At 67.2% G+C, this 15,569-nt stretch carries 15 protein-coding genes; 7 read left to right on the top strand and 8 right to left on the bottom strand.

The window, feature by feature from the left end; translation table 11 throughout:
- Window positions 1-94: 94 nt before the first annotated feature.
- From ACX28W_RS37345 to ACX28W_RS37325, 5 genes are read right to left on the bottom strand one after another with little or no spacing between them, the layout of a single operon-like run.
- Complete coding sequence (locus tag ACX28W_RS37345; protein WP_459004504.1) at window positions 95-1,156, bottom strand: ABC transporter ATP-binding protein; 1,062 nt, start codon at window positions 1,154-1,156, stop codon at window positions 95-97.
- On the bottom strand, window positions 1,149-2,123 hold the full coding sequence (locus tag ACX28W_RS37340; RefSeq protein WP_459004502.1) for an ABC transporter ATP-binding protein: 975 nt from the start codon (window positions 2,121-2,123) through the stop codon (window positions 1,149-1,151). The genes ACX28W_RS37345 and ACX28W_RS37340 overlap by 8 nt, the downstream gene beginning before the upstream one ends.
- A 5-nt stretch (window positions 2,124-2,128) precedes the next feature.
- A complete protein-coding gene (locus ACX28W_RS37335; protein WP_459004500.1) occupies window positions 2,129-3,112 on the bottom strand; it encodes an ABC transporter permease in 984 nt (327 codons plus the stop codon).
- Window positions 3,105-4,028, bottom strand: a complete 924-nt coding sequence (locus ACX28W_RS37330; RefSeq protein WP_459004499.1) for an ABC transporter permease — start codon at window positions 4,026-4,028, stop codon at window positions 3,105-3,107. The genes ACX28W_RS37335 and ACX28W_RS37330 overlap by 8 nt, the downstream gene beginning before the upstream one ends.
- Window positions 4,029-4,034: 6 nt before the next feature.
- On the bottom strand, window positions 4,035-5,663 hold the full coding sequence (locus ACX28W_RS37325) for a peptide ABC transporter substrate-binding protein (RefSeq protein WP_459004497.1): 1,629 nt from the start codon (window positions 5,661-5,663) through the stop codon (window positions 4,035-4,037).
- 447 nt (window positions 5,664-6,110) lie between these two features.
- On the opposite strand from ACX28W_RS37325, the gene ACX28W_RS37320 reads away from it, so the two are divergent.
- From ACX28W_RS37320 to ACX28W_RS37295, 6 genes are all read left to right on the top strand, one after another.
- Window positions 6,111-7,139 (top strand): ABC transporter permease, encoded by a 1,029-nt coding sequence (locus tag ACX28W_RS37320; RefSeq protein WP_459004496.1) that lies wholly within the window; start codon window positions 6,111-6,113, stop codon window positions 7,137-7,139.
- A gap of 79 nt (window positions 7,140-7,218) precedes the next feature.
- A complete protein-coding gene (locus ACX28W_RS37315) occupies window positions 7,219-8,979 on the top strand; it encodes an ABC transporter substrate-binding protein (RefSeq protein WP_459004495.1) in 1,761 nt (586 codons plus the stop codon).
- Window positions 8,980-9,108: 129 nt separating this feature from the next.
- Window positions 9,109-10,089: an ABC transporter permease gene (locus ACX28W_RS37310; RefSeq protein ID WP_459004494.1), complete on the top strand. Its 981-nt coding sequence runs from the start codon at window positions 9,109-9,111 to the stop codon at window positions 10,087-10,089.
- Window positions 10,090-10,138: 49 nt separating this feature from the next.
- On the top strand, window positions 10,139-11,176 hold the full coding sequence (locus ACX28W_RS37305; RefSeq protein ID WP_459004493.1) for an ABC transporter ATP-binding protein: 1,038 nt from the start codon (window positions 10,139-10,141) through the stop codon (window positions 11,174-11,176).
- A 26-nt stretch (window positions 11,177-11,202) separates the two neighbouring features.
- On the top strand, window positions 11,203-12,249 hold the full coding sequence (locus ACX28W_RS37300; protein ID WP_459004492.1) for an ABC transporter ATP-binding protein: 1,047 nt from the start codon (window positions 11,203-11,205) through the stop codon (window positions 12,247-12,249).
- Between the two features lie 172 nt (window positions 12,250-12,421).
- A complete protein-coding gene (locus ACX28W_RS37295) occupies window positions 12,422-13,009 on the top strand; it encodes a Uma2 family endonuclease (protein ID WP_459004491.1) in 588 nt (195 codons plus the stop codon).
- A gap of 4 nt (window positions 13,010-13,013) precedes the next feature.
- Here ACX28W_RS37295 and ACX28W_RS37290 read toward each other — a convergent pair whose 3' ends face one another.
- Genes ACX28W_RS37290 through ACX28W_RS37280 form a run of 3 tightly spaced genes read right to left on the bottom strand, consistent with a single transcriptional unit; the run spans window position 13,014 to window position 14,399 of the window.
- Window positions 13,014-13,496 carry a GNAT family N-acetyltransferase gene (locus ACX28W_RS37290; RefSeq protein WP_459004490.1) on the bottom strand — a complete coding sequence of 161 codons (483 nt, stop codon included), beginning with the start codon at window positions 13,494-13,496 and terminating at the stop codon, window positions 13,014-13,016.
- Between the two features lie 2 nt (window positions 13,497-13,498).
- Complete coding sequence (locus ACX28W_RS37285; protein ID WP_459004489.1) at window positions 13,499-13,891, bottom strand: VOC family protein; 393 nt, start codon at window positions 13,889-13,891, stop codon at window positions 13,499-13,501.
- Window positions 13,892-13,895: 4 nt separating this feature from the next.
- Window positions 13,896-14,399: a DinB family protein gene (locus ACX28W_RS37280; RefSeq protein WP_459004487.1), complete on the bottom strand. Its 504-nt coding sequence runs from the start codon at window positions 14,397-14,399 to the stop codon at window positions 13,896-13,898.
- A 91-nt stretch (window positions 14,400-14,490) separates the two neighbouring features.
- Here ACX28W_RS37280 and ACX28W_RS37275 point away from each other — a divergent pair, with 91 nt between their 5' ends.
- On the top strand, window positions 14,491-15,231 hold the full coding sequence (locus ACX28W_RS37275; protein ID WP_459004485.1) for a class I SAM-dependent methyltransferase: 741 nt from the start codon (window positions 14,491-14,493) through the stop codon (window positions 15,229-15,231).
- Window positions 15,232-15,569 lie beyond the last annotated feature (338 nt).

Below are 15,569 nucleotides of genomic sequence, written 5' to 3'. Positions count from 1 at the left end.
CGGCCGTACGTTGTTCAGAGTGACGCGTCCGTATATCGAGATCGGGTCGCCTGAGTTGCCTGCGTGTTAACGCGATTGATGCATGTTTGTACGCCTATTCCCCGCCCTCTGCAAGATCGTCCGGTGGTTCCTCCGGGGGCACCACCTGCTTCTCCTCCGCGAAGTGGCAGGCCGAGTCGTGGGCCGCGGGACCCCTCGCATGCCGGAACTCCGCCGGGACCGCGAGCAGCGGCACCTCCAGCGCGCAGCGCTCCTGCGCCTTCCAGCAGCGGGTGCGGAAGCGGCACCCGGAGGGGATGTTCGTCGGGGACGGGACGTCGCCCGAGAGGATGATCCGCTCGCGGCGTTCCCTGGCCTCGGGGTCCGGGACGGGGACGGCGGACAGCAGCGCCTGGGTGTAGGGGTGCGTGGGGTGGTCGTAGATCTCCGCGTCCTTGCCGATCTCGACGATCCGCCCGAGGTACATCACCCCGACCCGGTCCGAGATGTGCCGGACGATCGACAGATCGTGGGCGATGAAGATGTACGACAGCTCGAAGTCGTCCTGGAGCCGGTCGAGGAGGTTGATCACCTGCGCCTGGACCGACACGTCGAGCGCGGAGACCGGCTCGTCCGCGACGATGATCTCGGGGCGCAGCGCCAACCCACGGGCGATGCCGATGCGTTGGCGCTGGCCGCCGGAGAACTGGTGCGGATAGCGGTTGATGTACTCGGGGTTGAGCCCGACCACGTCCAGCAGCTCTTGGACCCGCCGTCGCCGGTCGCCCTTGGGCGCGACCTCGGGGTGGATCTCGTACGGCTCCCCGATGATGTCGCCGACGGTCATGCGGGGGTTGAGCGAGGTGTAGGGGTCCTGGAAGACCATCTGGATGTTGCGGCGTACGGTTTTGAGCGCCTTGCCGGACAGTCGGGTGATGTCCTCGCCCTTGTACTTGATCACCCCGGCCGTCGGCTTCTCCAGGTGGACCAGCATCTTCGCGACCGTCGACTTGCCGCAGCCGGACTCGCCGACGATGCCGAGGGTCTCGCCGCGGTCGAGGTGGAAGTCGACTCCGTCGACGGCTTTGACCGCGCCGATCTGCTTCTTGAAGAGGATGCCCCGGGTGAGGGGGTAGTGCTTGACCAGGCCGCTGACCTCGAGAATCGGCTCAGCCATGCAGGCACTCCCGCCAGAAGTGGCAGGCGCTCCTGCGGTCTTCGTCCACCTCGTAGAGCGGCGGTACGTCGGTCCGGCACACGTCCTGGGCCATCGGGCAGCGCGGGTTGAAGGCGCAGCCGGGCGGGATGTGCATCAGGTTCGGCGGCAGTCCCTTGATCGCGTAGAGCTCCTGGCCCTTCTGGTCGAGCCGGGGGATCGACTCCAGCAGCCCCTTCGTATAGGGGTGCGCCGGGGCTTTGTAGAGGGCGTGGACCGGCGCGGACTCGACGATCCGGCCCGCGTACATGACGGCGATCCGGTCGGCGACGTCCGCGACCACGCCGAGGTCGTGGGTGATGAGGATGAGGCCCATGGCGAGTTCGCGCTGCAACTCGGCCAGCAGGTCCATGACCTGGGCCTGGACGGTGACGTCGAGCGCGGTGGTCGGTTCGTCGGCGATGATCAGCGCGGGTTCGAGGGCCAGCGCCATGGCGATCATGATGCGCTGGCGCATGCCGCCGGAGAACTGGTGCGGATAGTCGCGCACCCGGTCGGCGGCGCCCGGGATCCGCACCCGGTCCATCAGCTCGATCGCCTTGGCCCGGGCGGCCTTCCGCGACATCCCGCGGTGGACGGTGAACATCTCGCCGAGCTGGTCGCCGACGCTGAGCACGGGGTTCAGGGACGACAGCGCGTCCTGAAAGATCATCGCCATCTCGGCGCCGCGCACCTTGCGCCGCTCCTCCTCCTTGAGCTTCAGCAAGTCCCTGCCCCGGAAGAGGATCTCGCCGCCGGTGATCTTCCCGGGAGGCATGTCGAGGATTCCCATCACGGCCTGCGCGGTCACCGACTTGCCGGAGCCGGACTCGCCGAGGACGGCGAGCGTCTCGCCTTCGTCCACGCTGTATTCGACGCCGTTGACGGCCTTGGCGACTCCGTCCCTGGTCCTGAACTCCACGTGCAGATCCCGCACTTCGAGCAGCACGGCCGTCACCTCAGCTTCGGGTCGAGGGCGTCGCGCACCGCGTCGCCGAGCATGATGAACGCGAGCACGGTGATCGCGAGGGCGCCGGCGGGCCACAGCAGCATGTGCGGGGCCTGGCGGATGTATGCGGACGCCGAGGAGATGTCGATGCCCCAACTGACCGTCGGTGGCTTCAGGCCGACGCCGAGGTACGAGAGGGTCGCCTCGAGGGAGATGTACGTGCCGAGCGCGATGGTGGCGACGACGATGACCGGCGCGACGGCGTTCGGCGCGATGTGCCGCAGCAGCAGGCGGGAGTGGGAGGCGCCGAGGGCGCGGGCGGCCTGGACGTAGTCGTTCTGCTTGGCGGTGATGACGGAGCCGCGCGCGATCCGTGAGATCTGCGGCCAGCCGAGCAGCACCATGAACCCGATGACCGGCCAGATCGTATTACTGGTCACCACGGAGAGGAGGACCAGACCGCCGAGCACGACGGGGATCGCGAAGAAGATGTCGGTGACCCGGGACAGGACCGCGTCTCCCGTCGCGCCGAAGTACCCGGCGAGCCCGCCGAGCACAGAGCCGAGGATCGCGACTCCGAGCGTGGCGCACACACCGACGCTGATCGAGACGCGGGTCCCGTACACCACCCGTGTGTAGACGTCGCAGCCCTGGCCGTCGAATCCGAAGGGGTGTCCCGGCTGTGAGCCTTCCTGGGCTTTGGCGAGGTCGCACTTGAGGGGGTTCTGGGTGGCGATCAGCGAGGGCCACAGGGAGATGACGACCAGGAAGAGGATGACGAGCCCGGAGATGATGAAGACGGGGTTGCGCCGCAGGTCCCGCCAGGCGTCGGACCACAGGCTTCTGGGTTTCTCCTGCGGACCCGTGCCTTCCGGTCCGCCCGGAACCTTCTCCAGAGTTGCCGCCTCGCTCGTGGCGAGATCCATGGCACCGCCCATGCCGGTCGCGGCGATGGCGCCCCCTGGCTCGTGCGGAGGCTGCTCAGGCATAGCGGATCCTCGGGTCGAGTACGGCGTAGAGGAGGTCGACGAGCAGGTTGGCGACCAGGAAGACAAGGACGAGGACGGTCACGAAGCCGACCACGGTCTGGGTGCTCTGTCGGAGAATCCCCTGGTAGAGCTGGTAGCCGACGCCGTGGATGTTGAAGATCCGCTCGGTGACGATCGCGCCGCCCATGAGCGCGCCGATGTCCGTGCCGATGAAGGTGACGACCGGGATCAGCGAGTTGCGCAGCAGGTGTCTGGTGATGACCCGGTGCCGGGGCAGGCCCTTGGCGATGGCCGTACGGACGTAGTCGGCCCGTTTGTTCTCCGCGATGGAGGTCCGGGTCAGCCGGGTCACATAGGCGAGGGACACGGAGGCCAGGACCAGGCCGGGCACGATGAGTTCGCCGAACGTGGCGTCCGAGGACACGGACGGTTTGATCCAGCCCCACTCGACGCCCAGCAGCAGTTGGAGCACCAGACCGGTGACGAAGGTCGGCACGGAGATGACGACGAGGGTCCCCAGCAGGACGCCGGTGTCGACGGGTCGGCCGCGGCGCAGTCCGGTGATGACGCCCAGCAGGATGCCGATGACGATCTCGAAGAGGATGGCGACGATCGTCAGCCGGATGGTGACCGGGAAGGCGGTGGCCATCAGCTCGGTGACCGGCTGCCCGTTGAAGGCGGTGCCGAAGTCGCCGGTGAAGACGTTTCCCATGTAGGTCAGGTATTGCTGCCACACCGGCTTGTCGAGGCCGAACTCCTTGCGCAGCTGGGCGGCCGTGGCGGGGTCGCACTGCCGCTCGCCGCACAGGCCCGCGACGGGGTCGCCCATCACGTTCACCATCAGGAAGATCAGCAGTGTGGCGCCGATGAAGACCGGGATCATCTGCAGCAGACGCCGGATCACATACCGTCCCACGGGGACTCAGCTGACCTTGATCTCGTTGTAGACGGGGACGCTGAACGGGTTGAGCGCCACGTTCGAGAGCCGCTCCGAGTAGCCCGCCTGGCCGTTCTGGTACCAGAGCGGGATGGCGGCCATGTTGTCCCGTACGACCTCCTCGGCCTGCTGGAACAGCCCGATGGCCTTGGTGGTGTCGGTCTCGGCGTTGGCCTCGTCGACGAGCCTGTCGAAGTCCTCGTCGGACCACTTCCCGTCGTTGGAGGAGCCGTTCGTGTAGTAGACCGGCTGGAGGAAGTTCTGGATCAGCGGGTAGTCCATCTGCCAGCCTGCGCGGAACGGGCTCGACATCTTCTTCTGCGCGAGCTGTTCGCGGAAGTCGGCGAAGGTCCCGACGGGGTTGCCCACACAGGCCTTGTCGTTGCCGAGGGCGTTGTTGATGGAGTTGCAGACGGCGTCGACCCACTGTTTGTGCGAGCTGTCCGCGTTGTACGTGATCTTGATCTGGCCGCCGGGAAGCCCGCCGCCCTCCTCGATCAGCTTCTTCGCCGCGGCCGGGTCGTACTCACAGGCGTCCCCGCACAGGCCTTCCTTGAAGCCGCCGGCCTCGCCGAGGACCGGGGAGGTCCAGTCGGTGGCCGGGACGCGGGTCTTCTGGAAGATCGTGTTCGTGATCTGGTCGCGGTCGACGGCCCTGGACAGGCCCGTGCGGACCTTCTCCATTCCGCTTCTGCCCCAGTTCTCGTCATAGAACGGGAAAGCGAGCGTCTGGATGATGCCGGCGGGTGTATTGATGTACCGGTCCCCGAGGTCGCTCCGTACGTTCTTGAGCTGAGAGGCGGGTACGTCATCGAGGAGGTCGAGGTTGCCGGCCATCAGGTCGGTGTAGGCGGTGTTGTTGTCGGTGTAGACCTTCAGATCCACTCCGCCGTTCTGCGCCTTGTCCTCGCCGGGGTAGCCGTCCCACTTCCGCAGGGACATCTGCGAGCCCCGGACGTACGAGTCGACGGTGTAGGGACCGTTGCCGATCGGCTTCTTCAGCCAGGCATCGTGGTCGTCGAAGAACACCTTGGGCAGCGGCGCGAAGGCCGCGTAGCCGAGGGTGTCGGGGAAGGTCGCGAACTTCTGGTTGAGCTTGACGGTGAAGGTGTTCGTGCCGGTCACCTTGAGCCCGGAGAGGGTGTCGGCGCTCTGGCTCCCCGCGTCGGGGTGGACCTTGTCGTACCCCTCGATGTATCCGAAGAAGTACGCGTTCTTCTGTTTGTTCCTGAGACTGGCGCCGTAGTTCCACGCGTCGACGAAGGACTGCGCCGTGACGGCCTCGCCGTTGCTGAAGGTCCAGCCGTCCTTGACGGTGATCGTGAAGTTCTGCGAGTCCGAGGTTTCGATCTTCTCGGCCAGCATGTCCTCGGCCGCGGCGGTCTTGGGGTTGTACTGCTTCAGGCCCCGGAAGAGCATGTCGAGGACCTTGCCGCCCTGCACCTCATTGGTGTTGGCCGGTTCCACCGGGTTCTGCGGGTCTCCCCACCAGGCACTCAGGACTCCGGAGCCGTCGCCGCCGCTGTCGCCACCTCCGCCGCCCCCGCAGGCGCTCGCCGCGAGGGCTACCGCCGCCGCGCATGCGGCCCATCGGACGTGCGTGGCTCCGCGCATGGAGTGCCTCCTCAGGAATGCGGCCATTGCGCCCAATATTCGGCCACAAGGGGCGTATCCCACATTCGCCCCACCCTTCCGGGCGTCTCCGTCATCCGGAAGCAGGCACCCCGAAGGCGGACGCTCCGGACGTTCGACGCAATGGATCTTCACCGTTCGATGCGGAACCGTTGGATTGAGTGCCCCGGATGTACGCATTCCGAGACTCCCGCGTCCGCATATCGAACCCGTTGCCCGATAAGACCAGTTAGCCCGATTCGGGACACAGAACGGCCACAGAGCGCTACACGCGTAGTTACGGTCAAGCCAAGGGAAGGTAAAGAAGGTAAAGAGAAGACCAAGGGGGTCGAGATTTTATTGACCTTGAATGAATTGCGTTGAAAAAGTCCGGCGTAGCTGCGTAGGGAGCGCCCTGCGGAGTCGTTGACCCCTCGGGCCTGGAGCATCATGACCCCCCCTACTCCTTCCGCGGCCGCCCCGCTTGAGGTGACCGACGAGAGTGTCGAGAAATCGACCCCCTCTCCCGCCGCCAAGGCCAACGAGAGCCGGTCCCCGGGACAGCTCGCCTGGCTCCGCTTCAAACGGGACCGCACGGGCGTCATATCGGCCTGCGTCGTGATCTTCTTCTTCGTCGTCTCGATCTCCGCTCCGCTCATATCGAAGCTGTACGGCAAGGACCCGACGACGACCTACGGCATCAACACCCCGGGCCTGCTCGGTGACAACGGCTTCCCGGTGCTCCCCAACGGCGGCATCAGCAGCGACTTCTGGTTCGGCCTCGAGCCGGGACTCGGCCGGGACGTCTTCACCTTCCTGATCTACGGGATCCGCAACTCCCTGATGATCGCCGCGGCGGTCACCGTGCTCGTCATGATCATCGGCGTCGTCCTCGGCGTCACCGCGGGGTACGTGGGCGGCAAGACCGACTGGTTCATCGGCCGGGTCATCGACATCCTGCTCGCCTTCCCCTCCCAGCTGTTCTTCGTCGCCTTCACCCCGGTCGTGCTCGCCCTGTTCGTGGCGGCCGACGAGAACACGCCGCCCTGGCTCACCGTGGTCTCCCTCATCGGCATCCTCACCCTCTTCGGCTGGGCCTCCATCGCCCGTCTGCTGCGCGGCCAGGTACTGGCCCTGCGCGAGCGGGAGTTCGTCGAGGCCGCCAAGGTCACGGGCGCGTCTCCGGTACGCATCATCTTCAAGGAACTGCTGCCCAACCTCTGGACCCCGATCCTGATCCAGGCAACGCTCCTGCTGCCTTTGATGGTCACCACGGAGGCGGGCCTCGCCTTCCTGGGCGTCGGCGTCAAGGAAACGACTCCGGACTGGGGCGTCATGCTCGGACGCGCCGCCGACGTCTACCAGGACGACATCACCTATCTGCTCTTCCCGGGCATCACGATGGTGGTCTTCGTCCTGGCCTTCAACCTCCTCGGGGACTCGCTGCGCGACGCGCTCGACCCGAAGACCAAGCGCTAGTTCCGGCCCTCTTCAGGACCACGGCAACGACGCCGGGTGCCGGCTTCTCTCATCACACTCACCTCCAAGGCAGGATGCGATGTCTTTTTCGCGCAGAAACTTCCTGATCGCGACCAGCGTTGCGGCCGCATCGACCACGGTGCTGTCCGCGTGCAGCAGCGGTGACTCCACCGGCGGCTCCACCGGCGGCAAGCAGGACGCCGCCAAGGCCAACACGACCGTGGTCAAGATCGGCACCGAGGCCGACTCCAAGGGCCCGGCCCCCGAGGTCTCCGGCGCGAAGAAGGGCGGAACCGCCTACCTGCTGAACGACGACGACTTCTCGCACCTCGACCCGCAGCGCATCTACTACGCCTGGAACTCGCTCGCCGCGGTGGTCCTCTCCCGCACCCTGACCGGCTACAAGGTCGGCGACGACGGCTCCATGACCCTGGTCGGCGACCTCGCCACCGACACGGGCAAGATGTCCGACGGCGGCAAGACCTGGTCCTTCACCCTGAAGGACGGCATCAAGTGGGAGGACGGCACCGACGTCACCGTCGACGACGTCCGCCACGGCATCGAGCGCGCCTTCGCCACCTTCGTCACCGAGGGCGCCTTCTACGTCCAGGCGTGGCTGACGGGCTCGCAGGACTACCGCAAGTCGTACTCGGGCCCGTACAAGGGCAAGCACCTGAAGTCGATCGAGACCACCGGCAAGACGATCACGTTCCACCTCTCCGAGGCGCGCCCCGACTTCAACTACGTCGTCGCGATGCACTCGTACGCGCCGACCACGGTGAAGAAGGACACCAAGGAGGACTACGACAAGAAGCCGCTGTCCAACGGTCCTTACAAGGTGAAGTCGCACGTCACCGACAAGTCGATGGTGCTCGTCCGCAACGAGCACTGGGACGCGGACACCGACCCGATCCGCAACGCCTACCCGGACCAGTTCGACTTCACCTTCGGCATCGAGCAGCTGACCGCCATCGACCGCCTGATCGCGGACGCCGGCAAGGACCAGTACGCCGTCAGCTGGCGCACGATCCCGCAGGAGCGCATCCAGAAGGCCACGACCGAGGCCAAGGACCGCGTCTTCGAGGAGCTCGGCAGCGGTGTCAGCGTCTACTGGATCAACACGAGCCGGGTCAAGGACAAGGCCGTCCGTGAGGCCCTGATCAAGGCGTGGCCGACCTCGCAGATCCGTCAGCTTCTGGGCGGCACCCACCGTGGCGACTACGCCACCGGCATCATGAGCCCGCTCGTGGCCGGCTACGAGTCGCAGGACGTCTGGGGCAAGCTGAAGAACCCCGCGGGCGACCCGGCCGCCGCGAAGAAGATCCTCGACAAGGCCGGCAAGGCCAAGACCAAGATCGTCTACGCCTACCAGCAGGACGACGTCCAGCCGAAGATCGCGGTCGTCATCGAGAACGCCCTCAAGGCGGCCGGCTTCGACGTGGTCACCAAGTCCGTCGACTCCACCACGTGGTACGACCAGATCGGCAAGCTGGACAACCCGTTCGACGTCTACTGGGGTGGCTGGTCCTCCGACTGGCCGACCGGCTACTCGGTGTTCCAGCCGCTGTTCGACAGCGCGAACGTCGTGGACCAGGGGCAGAACTACTCGCACCTCAAGGACCCGGCCGTCGACGCCGCCATCAAGGCTGCGACGCTGGAGACCGACCAGACCAAGGCCAACAAGATGTGGGCCGCCCTGGACAAGCAGGTCACCGAGACCGGCGCCTTCATCCCCGACACCTACACGAGGCGCATCTACCTCCACGGCTCCAAGCTCGGCAACGTCAAGATGGACCCGAACTTCGACGGCTGCATGCTCTACAAGCTGTACGTCAAGTAGTTCTGATCCACACCTGACGGGTGGGGCGGCCCGCGCCGCCCCACCCTCGGCCCCGCCTTCCGTGGCCTCTCGTCACACCCGGTCCGCACTCGCTCCGCACGACGGCCCATCCCAGGAAAGCCACTCCCCATGCTTCGCTTCCTCGTCCGCCGCATCCTCGGCGCCGTGGTGACGCTGTTGATCATCAGCGCCGTCACGTTCATGCTCTTCTACGCGGTGCCGCGCGATCCTGCCCGGTTGACCTGCGGCAAGCTCTGCACCCCGGAGACGCTCGAGCTGATCCGCCACAACATGGGGATCTCGGACCCGCTGCCGCTGCAGTACTGGCACTGGCTGACGGGCATCTTCATGGGCCGGGACTACGGTTCCTACGGCCAGTGCGACGCGCCGTGCCTGGGCTACTCGTTCGTCAACCGCGAGCCCGTCCTCGCCACCATCATGGACCGGTTCCCGACGACGGTCTCGCTCGCCATCGGCTCGTCCGTGGTGTTCCTCATCGGCGGTATCGGCGCGGGCATGATCGCCGCGGTCAAGCAGGGCAAGACGCTCGACAAGCTCGCCAGCAGCGCCTCGCTGATCGCCTCGTCGATGCAGATCTACTTCGTGGGCACGCTGGCCCTGTACCTCTTCGTGTACCAGTGGCAGATCCTGGACCAGCCCTCGTACACGAACTTCACCGACAACCCGGCCTCCTGGGCCACCGGACTGCTGCTCCCGTGGCTGGTCCTGGCGCTGATCTGGACCGCGAACTACACCCGTATGACGCGCTCCCAACTGGTCGAGCAACTCAGCGAGGACTACGTCCGCACCGCCCGCGCCAAGGGACTCTCCCGCCGAAACGTCTTCTTCCGCTTCGCCTGGCGCGGCGCGATGGGACCGATCGTCACCATCTTCGGCATCGACCTCGGCGTCCTGCTCGGCGGCGCGATGATCACCGAGAAGACCTTCAGCCTCCAGGGCGTCGGCATGCTCGCCGTGAAGTCGGTGACCACGAGCGACCTGCCCATGCTGCTCGGCATCATGGTCATCACCGCATCCTTCGTGGTCATCGCCAACATCCTCGTGGACGCCGCCTACGCCCTGATCGACCCGCGTATCCGGCTCGCCTGATCCGCCGCCCCCACCAGCTACCCCGCATCACCCCCTCAGGAGCGTCCCCGTGACGAGCACCGACCAGCAGCCCTTCCTGTCCGTCAAGGACCTGAAGGTGCACTTCTCCACCGAGGACGGCACCGTCAAGGCCGTCGACGGCCTCTCCTTCGACCTCACCCGCGGCAAGACGCTGGGCATCGTCGGTGAGTCGGGCTCCGGCAAGTCCGTCACGAACCTGACCATCCTGGGGCTGCACAACCCGGACAACACGACCGTCGAGGGTTCCATCACCCTCGACGGCGAGGAGCTGAACGGCGCTTCGGAGAAGACCCTGGAGAGGCTCCGCGGCAACAAGATGTCGATGATCTTCCAGGACGCACTGACCTCGCTGTCGCCGTACCACACCATCGGCAAGCAGATCGGTGAGACGTACCGCAAGCACACGGGCTGCTCGAAGAAGGAGGCCCGGGCACGCGCCATCGAGATGCTGACCCGGGTCGGCATCCCGCAGCCCGACGTACGCGTCGACGACTACCCGCACCAGTTCTCCGGCGGTATGCGCCAGCGCGCGATGATCGCGATGGCGCTGGTCTGCGACCCGGAGCTCTTGATCGCGGACGAGCCGACGACCGCCCTGGACGTCACCGTGCAGGCCCAGATCATGGACCTGCTGAAGGACCTCCAGAAGGAGTTCGGCACGGCGATCATCTTCATCACCCACGACCTCGGTGTCATCGCGGACATCGCGGACGAGGTGCTGGTGATGTACGGCGGCCGGTGCGTGGAGCGCGGGACCAAGAAGGAGGTGCTGCGCGCGCCGCAGCACCCGTACACCTGGGGTCTGCTTGCTTCCATGCCGAGCCTGGCCGGTCCGGTCGACGTACCCCTGACGCCGATCCCTGGCTCGCCGCCCTCGCTGCTGAACCCGCCGTCCGGCTGCCGCTTCCACCCCCGGTGCGGCTTCACCGAGAAGGTCGAGGGCGGGCGCTGCTCCTCCGAGCGCCCGCTGCTCGAGATCACGGACGGACGAGGCTCCGCCTGCCACCTGACCGCCGACCAGCGCCGCGACTTCTTCGCCGACTTCGCCGGCAGCCGGTCCAACTGACGTACGAGTGACGGGATTTCACGATCATGAGCAACACGAACCCCCTCCTGGACGTCACCGGTCTGACCAAACACTTCCCGATCAAGGGTGGTTTCCCCATCCGCCGGACGGTGGGTGCGGTGCAGGCCGTGGACGGCCTGGACTTCCAGGTGGCCGAGGGCGAGAGCCTGGGTCTGGTCGGTGAGTCCGGCTGCGGCAAGTCGACGACGGGCCGTCTGATCACCCGGCTTCTGGAGCCGACGGCCGGCACGATCAACTACCGCGGCCAGGACATCACGCACGCGAACCGCAAGCAGCTCGCGCCGGTCCGCTCCGAGATCCAGATGATCTTCCAGGACCCGTACGCCTCCCTCAACCCGAGGCACACGGTCGGCAAGATCATCTCGGGTCCGATGGAGGTCAACAACATCAACCCGCCCGGCGGCCGCGAGAAGCGCGTGCGCGAGCTGCTTGAGACGGTCGGCCTCAACCCCGAGCACTACAACCGCTTCCCGCACGAGTTCTCCGGCGGCCAGCGCCAGCGCATCGGCGTGGCCCGCGCACTGGCCCTGAACCCGAAGCTGATCGTGGCGGACGAGCCGGTCTCGGCCCTCGACGTCTCGATCCAGGCGCAGGTGGTGAACCTGCTCCAGGAACTCCAGAAGGACCTGGGCATCGCGTTCGTCTTCATCGCCCACGACCTCGCCATCGTCCGCCACTTCTCGCAGCGCGTCGCGGTCATGTACCTCGGCAAGATCGTCGAGATCGCCGACCGCGCCGACCTGTACGAGAACCCGCGCCACCCCTACACGCGCGCGCTGCTCTCCGCCGTCCCCGAGGCCACCGCGGACGACGCTCCGGCCCGTGAGCGCATCCGCCTCACCGGTGACGTGCCCTCCCCCATCAACCCGCCGTCCGGCTGCCGCTTCCGCACCCGCTGCTGGAAGGCGACGGACAAGTGCGCGTCCGAGGCTCCGCCGCTGGTGCACGTCGAGGGCAGTCGCGACGGCCACCTGACCGCCTGCCACTACCCCGAGGTCAAGGAGACCGTCCCGGCTCCCCGCCTCGCCAAGGACCCCGAGATCACGGCCTGACACACCCCTTTTCCGTCGGTCCGTGACCCATGGAACCCGACTTTCACCGGCCCATTGACCCGAGCCCGAACGTCCGGTTCCCGGGGAACGAAGGCCCGTGCACCTCTCAGGGACGCACGGGCCTTCGCCTTGCCACCCAGCATGGAGGCATCCGTCTCGCTACCCTCAATGCATGGACTACGCGAAGATGCGCGCTATCGCCGAGGAGCTGACGGCGTACGCCGAGCACCTTGAGGGATCCTGGAATGTGGAGATCGGACCTTCCGGACCGTTTCTCGCGATGATGAGCCCCTCGAAACGCCATGAGGGAGCAGTCCACCGCATCAGCCGCCAACTCAACGCGCAGCTCCCCGCTACTCATCCCGGGTACGTCTGCGCCACTGGCCCCGAGATCGAGCACCCAGCCATTGGCCGCATGCGGCGCCCGGATGCCCTCGTGATGCCCGAGGCCGCATTCGACGAAGAGGGCCTCGCCGTCGACGCCACGCAGGTTTTGGCGATCGTCGAGGTGGTCTCCCCTTCCAACCCGAACAACGACTACGCCGAAAAACTCACCGAGTATCCCGCCATGGGTATCGCCCACTACATGATCGTTGATCCCCGCACCGGCACGATCGAGGTGCACTCCGACCCGTGCAAGGGCCGCTACCAGGACAAGGATCCCTACATCTTCGGCGACACCGTGCCGTTCGGCCCGTGGACGATCGAGACCGCCGCCTTCCGTCGCTACGGCAGGGCGGGCAACCGGCCGGGAGAGTGAACGTTCAGGGGTGGACCGTCCCGTTCAGGTCCAGCTCCCCCACCACCTGGTCCCCGCTCGTCTCGCCCGTGCGGCGAAATCCGAGCCCCAGATAGAACCCCTCGGGCCCACCCTCCCCCTCGCCCCAGGTCACCGTGGAGCGGGAGTGCCCGCGGCTGCGGATCTCCTCGCTCACGGCCTCGACGGCGAACCGGCCGTACCCGCGCCTCTGTCGGCCGTCGGCGATGTTCAGACGCCAGAGGCCGGAGCGAGGAACGTCGTCGGGGTTGTCCGGGTCGAAGCGGACGTCGAAGAAGGCCATCACGAAGCCGACCAGTTCCTCGCCGTCGAAGATCAGGCGGGGCCAGGCGGTCCTGGGGTTCGCATAGGCCTCGGCGAGTGACTTGACCACCGGGGAGACGAAGCGCTCCTGGTCCGGACGTACCTTCAGGGCGATGGCCGCCTCGACGTTGTCCGGCGTCACCTTTTCCAGCCGTGGATCCGCCACCGCTAACCCAACTCCCCGCGCTCCACGCAGAATTCATTGCCCTCGGGGTCCGCGAGGAGGAACCAGCCGCGGCCGTCGGGGAGGGTGTGGTCCGCGATCTGGCGGGCGCCGAGGGCGAGCGCGCGAGCGACCTCCGCCGCTCGGGTGCGGCCGTGCGGCTGGAGGTCGAGGTGGATGCGGTTCTTGGCCGTCTTGCCCTCGGGGACGCGGACGAAGAGAAGATTCGGCCCGCCGGACGGGACGCGCAGCAGCGCCTCCGGATCGCCCGGCTTGTCGTCGTCGTCCAGCGGGAGGCCCAGCAACTCGCTCCAGAAGAGGCCGAGATCGTACGGATCGCCGGTGCAGTCGAAGGTGATGGTTCGGATGGTGGGGTTCAACCCGCCTGCCTCGCCCATGGGTTCAGACTCCCGTCTCGCCGTCGAGCAGTTCGCGCAGGATGTCGAGGTGGCCGTTGTGGCGGCCCGTCTCCTCGATCAGATGGAGGAGGATCCAGCGGAGGTCGACCTGCCGGCCGTCGCGGATGGGGCGCTTCGCCGTGTCGTCCAGGGAGTGCTTGGTCACCAACTCCCGGTAACGGGCCGCCTGTTGCTCATAGGCCGACAGGAGATCCGGCAGCGGCACATCGACAGCGATCCGCATCTCGCGGTCGGGGTCCTCGTCCGTCCAGGGGCCTTCGTCCTCCTCGCCGAGGAACACCACCTGGAACCAGTAGTACTCGACCCAGTGGAGGTGGCTGATCAGTCCGCAGAGGGTCATCAGCGGGGAGCCGGGCAGCGGGGCCTTGCGTGCGTCTTCCGCCGAGACGCCCTCGCACTTGGCGCGGGCGGTGTCGCGGACGTAGTCGAGGAAGGTGGTCAGCTGTGAACGCTCGTCCCAGGCGGGGGGCGTGTCGGTTCGTGTCATCGGGGTGAAGCATCCTCGGCCGCCCGTTCGCTGTCGAGCGATTTTACGAGGCCCCGGGCATGGGGTGCCCGCGGCCTGACAGACTGCTGCGATGGCTGACCGTTCGTTCAGTGACGTCTCACTCGCCGCCCTGTACGACGCCCTCAATCCGTGGGCGCCGAGTGACGACTTCTATCTGGACCTGGTGATGTCCGCGCGGTCCGTCCTCGATGTCGGATGCGGGACGGGGCGGCTGCTCGGGCGGGCCCGGGAGGCCGGGCACCGGGGCCGGCTGTGCGGGCTCGATCCCGCCGCGGCCATGCTGGTGCGGGCGCGACGCCGAGCCGCCTGCGAATGGGTGCTCGGGGATCTCGCCTGCGTGCGCTGGGAGCGGGAGTTCGATCTCGTCGTGATGACCGGGCACACCTTTCAAGTGCTCTCGGGGGACGACGAGTTACGCACCGCTCTCGCCTCCGTGCGCGCCGCGCTCGCCGACGGCGGACGGTTCGTCTTCGAGACCCGCAATCCCGCCGCCCGCGCCTGGGAGCGGTGGACCCCCGAGCACCCGCGCGAAGCGATCGACGCCCAGGGAGAGGTCGTACGCGTGTGGCACGAGGTCGAGGCACCGGTGGCCGGGGAGCGGGTGACGTTCACCGAGACGTTCGAGCACCCTGTGTGGGAGCGGCCGGCGGTCAGTCGCAGCACGCTGCGGTTCCTGGGCCCGGACGCACTGGCCACGTTCCTCGCGGCGGCCGGACTCGCCGTCGACAAGCAGTACGGCGACTGGGGACGGGGGCCGCTCACCCCCGCCTCTCCCGAGATCATCACCGTGGCCCGCCCCGACCAGGGCTAGGGCCTGTCCGGCGGATCAGGTCGCAGGGAAGCAACGGCGCCTGATAATCGCCGGTGAGCGGGGCCTGGTGCGTGCAGCTGCAAGGCGGAGGAGGGCGTCGACGCGATGGGGGTCCCCCCTGTTCGAGCGAAGCCGAGAACTTGGGGGAGTCGGCAACCGACGACAACGCCGGAGGGGGTACCTCCCTGCTCGAGCGAAGCCGAGAGCTTGGGGGCGGGCGTGCCAGGCCCCGCGTCTGCGGCATGATCCGCCGGACAGGCCCTAGGTGTATTGACCCGCAGGGTTGTTGACGCGGCTGATCGGGGGCTGGCCTTCGAGTGCGGTGTGGCAGCGATGGT

Source organism: Streptomyces sp. SD15 (assembly GCF_054462255.1).
The sequence above is the reverse complement of the archived record's forward strand: the minus strand, read 5'-3'. Positions and strand labels throughout refer to the sequence as shown.

What these genes read in the sequence shown, in the direction of transcription:
- ACX28W_RS37315 (WP_459004495.1), top strand. Translation starts at nt 7,219, where the DNA reads ATGTCTTTTTCGCGCAGAAACTTCCTGATCGCGACCAGCGTTGCGGCC.
- ACX28W_RS37280 (WP_459004487.1), bottom strand. Translation starts at nt 14,399, where the DNA reads ATGACACGAACCGACACGCCCCCCGCCTGGGACGAGCGTTCACAGCTG.
- ACX28W_RS37295 (WP_459004491.1), top strand. Translation starts at nt 12,422, where the DNA reads ATGGACTACGCGAAGATGCGCGCTATCGCCGAGGAGCTGACGGCGTAC.
- ACX28W_RS37320 (WP_459004496.1), top strand. Translation starts at nt 6,111, where the DNA reads ATGACCCCCCCTACTCCTTCCGCGGCCGCCCCGCTTGAGGTGACCGAC.
- ACX28W_RS37285 (WP_459004489.1), bottom strand. Translation starts at nt 13,891, where the DNA reads ATGGGCGAGGCAGGCGGGTTGAACCCCACCATCCGAACCATCACCTTC.
- ACX28W_RS37345 (WP_459004504.1), bottom strand. Translation starts at nt 1,156, where the DNA reads ATGGCTGAGCCGATTCTCGAGGTCAGCGGCCTGGTCAAGCACTACCCC.
- ACX28W_RS37310 (WP_459004494.1), top strand. Translation starts at nt 9,109, where the DNA reads ATGCTTCGCTTCCTCGTCCGCCGCATCCTCGGCGCCGTGGTGACGCTG.
- ACX28W_RS37300 (WP_459004492.1), top strand. Translation starts at nt 11,203, where the DNA reads ATGAGCAACACGAACCCCCTCCTGGACGTCACCGGTCTGACCAAACAC.
- ACX28W_RS37335 (WP_459004500.1), bottom strand. Translation starts at nt 3,112, where the DNA reads ATGCCTGAGCAGCCTCCGCACGAGCCAGGGGGCGCCATCGCCGCGACC.
- ACX28W_RS37275 (WP_459004485.1), top strand. Translation starts at nt 14,491, where the DNA reads ATGGCTGACCGTTCGTTCAGTGACGTCTCACTCGCCGCCCTGTACGAC.
- ACX28W_RS37325 (WP_459004497.1), bottom strand. Translation starts at nt 5,663, where the DNA reads ATGCGCGGAGCCACGCACGTCCGATGGGCCGCATGCGCGGCGGCGGTA.